General features: G+C 42.4%; 7 protein-coding genes. 6 read left to right on the top strand and 1 reads right to left on the bottom strand.

The annotated features are described in order from the left end of the window. Nucleotides 1-313: 313 nt before the first annotated feature. Nucleotides 314-1,057: a sporulation protein gene (locus CAG68_RS08395; RefSeq protein ID WP_158173818.1), complete on the top strand. Its 744-nt coding sequence runs from the start codon at nucleotides 314-316 to the stop codon at nucleotides 1,055-1,057. Nucleotides 1,058-1,063: 6 nt separating this feature from the next. On the opposite strand, the gene CAG68_RS08390 is transcribed toward CAG68_RS08395, so the two are convergent. Next, on the bottom strand, nucleotides 1,064-2,041 hold the full coding sequence (locus CAG68_RS08390) for a DUF3187 family protein (protein ID WP_053303168.1): 978 nt from the start codon (nucleotides 2,039-2,041) through the stop codon (nucleotides 1,064-1,066). Nucleotides 2,042-2,445: 404 nt separating this feature from the next. Between CAG68_RS08390 and thrS the strand changes: the two genes are divergently transcribed. From thrS to CAG68_RS08365, 5 genes are all read left to right on the top strand, one after another. Further along, entirely contained in the window at nucleotides 2,446-4,374 is a 1,929-nt protein-coding gene (gene thrS, locus CAG68_RS08385; RefSeq protein WP_005395892.1) for a threonine--tRNA ligase, read from the top strand. A 3-nt stretch (nucleotides 4,375-4,377) separates the two neighbouring features. Then, the gene (gene infC / locus CAG68_RS08380; RefSeq protein ID WP_080276913.1) at nucleotides 4,378-4,929 is read left to right on the top strand and encodes a translation initiation factor IF-3; all 552 of its coding nucleotides are present in this window, start codon (nucleotides 4,378-4,380) and stop codon (nucleotides 4,927-4,929) included. Nucleotides 4,930-5,049: 120 nt separating this feature from the next. Then, nucleotides 5,050-5,244 carry a 50S ribosomal protein L35 gene (rpmI, locus tag CAG68_RS08375; protein WP_005377932.1) on the top strand — a complete coding sequence of 65 codons (195 nt, stop codon included), beginning with the start codon at nucleotides 5,050-5,052 and terminating at the stop codon, nucleotides 5,242-5,244. A 40-nt stretch (nucleotides 5,245-5,284) separates the two neighbouring features. Continuing rightward, a complete protein-coding gene (rplT, locus tag CAG68_RS08370) occupies nucleotides 5,285-5,638 on the top strand; it encodes a 50S ribosomal protein L20 (protein ID WP_004727974.1) in 354 nt (117 codons plus the stop codon). A gap of 189 nt (nucleotides 5,639-5,827) precedes the next feature. Continuing rightward, the gene (locus CAG68_RS08365) at nucleotides 5,828-6,145 is read left to right on the top strand and encodes a heavy metal-binding domain-containing protein (RefSeq protein ID WP_005377919.1); all 318 of its coding nucleotides are present in this window, start codon (nucleotides 5,828-5,830) and stop codon (nucleotides 6,143-6,145) included. Nucleotides 6,146-6,369 lie beyond the last annotated feature (224 nt).

Genomic DNA, 6,369 nt, shown 5'->3' with positions numbered 1-6,369 from the left:
CACTCTCCAGCCTTAATTTTATCCAGGATAAATTGTTTAATTTGAATGTAGAGTGGTGCAGACATAATCATTTTCCTTTATTTGACTATACAAATACTGCTTAATTTAGGTACAAATTGCAAACATTTCTCGACGAATGTACCGCTTAGTGACCGAACAATCCTATTGCAGGGCTGAATGACTCTTGCTGTTGAGCATTATTTGGCTTGATGATTGAATTCAAGCATTTTCTTGTGGTCTATTGCTTGCACAGCAGAAAACAATTGTGTAAACAAACGATTATTAGAAGAAAAGTCGCTAAAAAAGGAAAAATATGTTTAAAAAATTGAAAGCATCACTGGGGATCGGCTCTGCAAAAGTAGATACCATTTTGGACGAAATGAGCGTGTTTCAAGGAGCGACGCTGAAAGGGCAGGTTCATATCAAAGGTGGAGACGTCGAACAACAAATTGATGCTATTACGATTAAATTGAACACGGAAATGAAAGTCGAAGTGGATGATAGCGTAAGTTATCAAACCTTCACTATCGATCAATTGAAAGCAGTTGACCCTTTTGTGATTCAACCTAATGAAGAAAAGCAGGTTCCGTTTGAGCTAAAACTGCATGACGAAACACCAATTACTGCGGTTAGCGCACTTAAGAATCAATGTCATGTTTGGGTCGAGACGACGTTAGATATTGATTTTGCAATTGATCCGCGTGACCGTGACTATATTGAAGTGAAACCACTACCAGTAGCATCTCGGGTTATTCAAGCGATCGAGCAAGCTGGCTTCACTATGGTTAAAGCCGATGTTGAAAAAGGCTTTTTGCGCGGTGGCTCGTTTGCCTCTCGCTCTGGTATTTATCAAGAGCTAGAATTCCGTAACAGCGGCTTTATCTCATCAAAAGAAATTGAGCTCTCTTTTATTCTGGAAGGGCAGGTCATGCATTGTTTGGCAGAGATTGACCGTTCGCTCAGCTTGGCTGGTGACCAATATCGCTCGTTTACGTTGCCGATCAATGCAACCGATGCTCAAGTCGCAGCCGCAGTTGCACCAACGCTAAATCTATAGCTCTCATCACCTTGATGAAAATATGTACCGATATCCTATTGTGAAAGCGATATCGGTACTGTTATCCATGTTTCTTGCGTTCTCTACGGCTAAAAACTCAAGCGCTGAATTTTCCATTAGATATCGATAGCCCAATACCAGTTCATTAGAGGCATCAGCAAACTCTGTGGGTCCTTCTGTTGACCCTTGATACCAATGATATTCCAACATCAGGTGATGGTTATCTTCTAAGGCATAACGGTACCCACCCGCAATGGCAATCGTATTATGTCGATAGGGCAGATCGAGCAAGGCACGGTCATCCGAGCGAAAAGTCATGCCAATCATCGAATAAAATGCATGAGCATCACTTAAGTAGCTGTAGTTTAATTGGAAGCCTTGCTCGAAACTGCTACCTTGAAAAGTGCCGTGAGCCACATCGTTAAAATACAAACTGCCGCCAATCGATAGGCCGTGATGTTCATTTTGGAACACTTGATACTGTAAGTAAGTAGATAGGTTATTGGCCAGTGTTTGTCCTTCGAAATCATCTTCAAGCACATCATATTGCGGCATTGAAATGTAAAAACGATCTCTGTCTACTTTATCCCGCCCATTTTGTCCGATACCGAAAAGTTTATGGAAGCTTTTCGTCAGTCCATCTAAATGGTTGTCAGCGGCAAAGACCCATCGATAGTTGAGCTCCAACTGCCAACGGTTGCTGACTTGCCATTTGCTGCCTAATTCGATTTGATTGTGGTAATAATCCAGTGCGTATTCATCAGTATGAGCCCAAACACTTGCCACGGTTCCTGAACCATAGGCTTCGACAAAACCATAGGGCAGACTATGTCCTGAACGCAGTATGTTGGTGTGACTAACCACTTGCATTGGGGATTGTGCGTAAGAACGCAGCGGGCCATATAAGTCATTTGATGCGAAGGCTTGCAAAGAACATATCGAGGTGCTTAGAAGCACCATAAAGCGCGATTTGAAATAGACCATGATGAATACCTACATACAAACTACTCTATAAAACAACTATATACCTAAATCGCACGTTGAGCTCTCGCCCAGCGTGTTAGGCTTTGTATCGGTTCACACGTAATAGGGGATATTGTAATTTGTTGTGTAAGTTCATTGAGGGGCAATTCCATTCATCAGCTATGCGGTCTCTTAAAAAAAGCATGATCAGATTGTAGTGACGGGTCTGCGGTTAAGTTCTTATGACAAAACAAAATCGCGCTTTGCATTCTAAGTGTGAGCTAGGTACAATCCCATTTTCGATAACGGTCCGGTATTCGTGTTACCGAGAGGCCTTTATTGACTCTCAACTATTTTCAACAAATAGCTTCTAATTTGAATAACATGTGTTGCTTGGTGTGCAACACCACTGTAAAGGACATAGCATGCCTATTATTACTCTTCCTGACGGCAGTCAGCGTCAATTTGACAACCCAGTTTCTACTATGGAAGTTGCGCAATCGATCGGTCCTGGTCTTGCAAAAGCAACTATCGCTGGTCGTGTAAACGGTAACCGCGTTGATGCGTGTGATCTAATTGAAGAAGACGCAAGCCTTGAAATCATCACAGTTAAAGATGAAGTAGACGGTCTAGAAATCGTTCGTCACTCTTGTGCTCACCTTCTTGGTCACGCTCTTAAGCAGCTTTACCCTCAAGCTAAAATGGCGATCGGTCCAACCATCGACAATGGCTTCTACTACGATATCGACTTAGACGAATCTCTAACGCAAGAAGATCTTGAAAAGATTGAAAAGCGTATGAAAGAGCTAGCGAAAACCAAGTACGAAGTGGTTAAGAAAAAAGTAAGCTGGCAGGAAGCGCGTGATACGTTTGAATCACGTGGCGAACCATACAAAGTTGAAATCCTAGACGAAAACGTATCTCGCGATGATCGTCCAGGCCTTTACCACCATGAAGAATACATCGACATGTGTCGTGGTCCTCACGTTCCTAATATGAGCTTCTGTCAACACTTCACTTTGCTGAATGTTGCAGGTGCTTACTGGCGTGGTAACAGCGACAACAAAATGCTTCAACGTATCTACGGTACGGCTTTCCACGACAAGAAAGCACTGAAAGCGCACCTAACTCGCCTAGAAGAAGCGGCGAAGCGTGATCACCGTAAGATTGGTAAGCAACTAGACCTATTCCACATGCAGCAAGAAGCACCGGGTATGGTGTTCTGGCATCACAATGGTTGGTCTATCTTCCGTGATCTAGAAGTATTCATCCGCGCTAAGCTAGATGAGTACGGTTACCAAGAAGTGAAAGGTCCACTTATGATGGACCGTGTTCTTTGGGAACGCTCTGGGCATTGGGACAAATACGCTGATGCAATGTTCACAACTTCTTCTGAGAACCGCGAATACGCGATTAAGCCAATGAACTGTCCAGGTCACGTACAGATCTTCAACCAAGGTCTAAAATCGTACCGTGACCTACCGCTACGTATGGCTGAGTTTGGCTCATGTCACCGTAACGAACCATCTGGTGCACTACACGGTATTATGCGTGTACGTGGCTTTACTCAGGATGACGCTCACATTTTCTGTACTGAGAGCCAAATTCAAGAAGAAGTAACAAACTGTATCAAGATGGTGTACGATACGTACCAAACATTTGGTTTCGACAACATCGTAGTGAAACTGTCTACTCGTCCAGAGAAACGTGTAGGTTCAGATGAAATCTGGGATCAATCTGAAGAAGCATTGAAGCAGTCTCTTGAATCGATGGATATCCCATACGAAATTCAAGAAGGCGAGGGTGCGTTCTACGGTCCTAAGATTGAATTCACACTATACGATTGTCTAGACCGTGCGTGGCAGTGTGGTACTGTCCAGCTAGACTTCAACCTACCAGGTCGCTTAGGTGCAACTTATGTAGGTGAAAACAATGAACGTCTTGTACCGGTAATGATTCACCGTGCGATTCTAGGTTCACTAGAGCGCTTCATTGGTATCCTTATCGAAGAATATGCTGGTTTCTTCCCAACTTGGTTGGCGCCAGAACAAGCAGTTCTTATGAACATTACTGATAAACAGTCAGGTTATGTTCAAGAAATAGTACAAAAACTACAAAAAAGTGGAATTAGAGCTAAAGCGGACTTGAGAAATGAGAAGATTGGCTTTAAAATCCGCGAACATACTTTGAAGCGTGTACCGTATATGCTTGTTGTTGGTGACCAAGAAATGGAAGCTGGCGAAATTGCAGTGCGTACTCGTAAAGGTAAAGATCTTGGTAAATTTAAAGTGGATGATTTTATTGCATACATCCAAGACGAGATCTCTAGCCGTAAGCTCAATCTGGAGGAATAAGCTATTAAAGGCGGAAGACGTGGCCAACAGCCGGTAAAACAAAACCCGCACCGTATCAACGGTGAAATTCGTGGTATTCGTGAAGTTCGACTAACAGGCGCTGACGGTGAATCAGTTGGTGTTGTATCGATTCAAGAAGCCATTGCAGCTGCTGAAGAAGCTGGTATGGATCTCGTTGAGATCAGTCCTAACGCCGAGCCACCTGTTTGTCGTGTGATGGACTATGGTAAGTTCCTCTTCGAGAAGAGCAAAACTGCTAAAGAGCAGAAGAAGAAGCAAAAGCAGGTCCAGATCAAGGAAGTAAAATTCCGTCCTGGAACTGATATTGGAGACTATCAGGTAAAACTACGCAACCTGACGCGTTTCCTTGAAGAAGGCAACAAAGTGAAAGTAACAATTCGCTTCCGTGGCCGAGAGATGGCACACCAAGACATCGGTGTTGACGTTCTAAATCGTCTTAAGGAAGATACTGCAGAAATTGCTGTAGTTGAATCTTTCCCTAAGAAGATTGAAGGTCGCCAGATGATCATGGTGCTAGCCCCTAAAAAGAAGTAATTAACGGCTCATCAAGTAATTAAAACCTAGCCGCTTTCCTTTATATAAAGGCATATGGCTGGGTTTTGTTCGCCCTAATTACGTTGTTTATTAAACCTACTCAATGCGGAGTTATTCATCATGCCTAAGATGAAAACCAACAAAGGTGCTGCTAAGCGTTTTAAGAAAACTGCTGGTGGTATTAAGTACAAGCACGCTACAAAACGTCACATCCTGACTAAGCGTACTACTAAGAACAAGCGTCAACTACGTCCGAATGCAATCCTTCCAAAATGTGAAGTGGCTGCAGTAATCCGTATGTTGCCATACGCTTAATTCTTTTTAGTTATCAATCGTTTAGTTTAGGAGAAGCATAATGCCTCGCGTAAAACGTGGTGTACAAGCTCGTGCACGTCATAAGAAAGTTCTAAAACAAGCTAAAGGTTACTACGGTGCGCGTTCACGTGTTTACCGCGTAGCTTTCCAAGCAGTTACTAAAGCTGGTCAATACGCTTACCGTGACCGTCGCGCTAAGAAACGTCAATTCCGTCAACTATGGATTGCACGTATCAATGCGGCATCTCGTCAAAATGGTCTATCTTACAGCCGTTTCATCAACGGTCTGAAGAAAGCATCTATCGAGATCGACCGTAAGATCCTTGCGGACATCGCAGTATTCGACAAAGCTGCATTTGCAGTTCTAGTTGAAAAAGCGAAAGCTGCTCTTTAATTAGCAGTTTAGGATTAAGAGAAGGAGAGCATTAGCTCTCCTTTTTTATTGCTAAAATTTATACCCAAATGACTTTTAGCTTGGCTATTTAGAGTATTGTTTATCAGTCTTCTCAATTTATTGGTTAGCATCTTATGTTAGTTATAAGGTAGCTTGGGTATAAATTTTTACGTTTATAAGGGATTAAAAATGATCTACACAACGACCGAAAGCATTCCTGGCAAGCAGATCTCTGAAATCAGAGGGGTTGTAACTGGTAATGTTGTTCAATCAAAGCATATTGGCCGTGACCTCATGGCGGGTATCAAGAGCATTGTTGGCGGCGAAATTCGTGGTTACACGGAAATGATGACCGACGCGCGTGATATTGCTATACAGCGCATGGTGGCGGACGCTGAATCTAAAGGTGCCGATGCAATAGTAGGGATTCGATTTACCACAAGCTCAATCGTAGATGGTTCTTCGGAAATTTTGGCATTTGGTACTGCAGTGAAACTAGCGGACTAGTCTACTTGAATAGCATTGCAAAAATGCTAATAGAGAGCGGTGAATTATTATGCATTTACCGTTCTGTTCCTTTTAGGTTAATTATTCTAGATTTTTGTAGAGAGAATAGGTTTATATTCTCAACTTTACGTTACTATTAAAATTTAATCACGATGATTTAGAGTAATTGCTTCACTTTTATTTTGCATATTATTTTATATCTATAATGAAATTTATTCATATTG

Source organism: Vibrio sp. V42_P2S4T144 (genome assembly GCF_009904715.1).
Lineage (GTDB): Bacteria > Pseudomonadota > Gammaproteobacteria > Enterobacterales > Vibrionaceae > Vibrio > Vibrio alginolyticus.
This window is presented reverse-complemented; position numbering and strand designations above follow the sequence as displayed.

Bases quoted from the DNA above. Each gene is read 5' to 3' on its own strand.
- CAG68_RS08395 (WP_158173818.1), top strand. From the start codon at position 314: ATGTTTAAAAAATTGAAAGCATCACTGGGGATCGGCTCTGCAAAAGTA.
- CAG68_RS08390 (WP_053303168.1), bottom strand. From the start codon at position 2,041: ATGGTCTATTTCAAATCGCGCTTTATGGTGCTTCTAAGCACCTCGATA.
- thrS (WP_005395892.1), top strand. From the start codon at position 2,446: ATGCCTATTATTACTCTTCCTGACGGCAGTCAGCGTCAATTTGACAAC.
- rpmI (WP_005377932.1), top strand. From the start codon at position 5,050: ATGCCTAAGATGAAAACCAACAAAGGTGCTGCTAAGCGTTTTAAGAAA.
- rplT (WP_004727974.1), top strand. From the start codon at position 5,285: ATGCCTCGCGTAAAACGTGGTGTACAAGCTCGTGCACGTCATAAGAAA.
- CAG68_RS08365 (WP_005377919.1), top strand. From the start codon at position 5,828: ATGATCTACACAACGACCGAAAGCATTCCTGGCAAGCAGATCTCTGAA.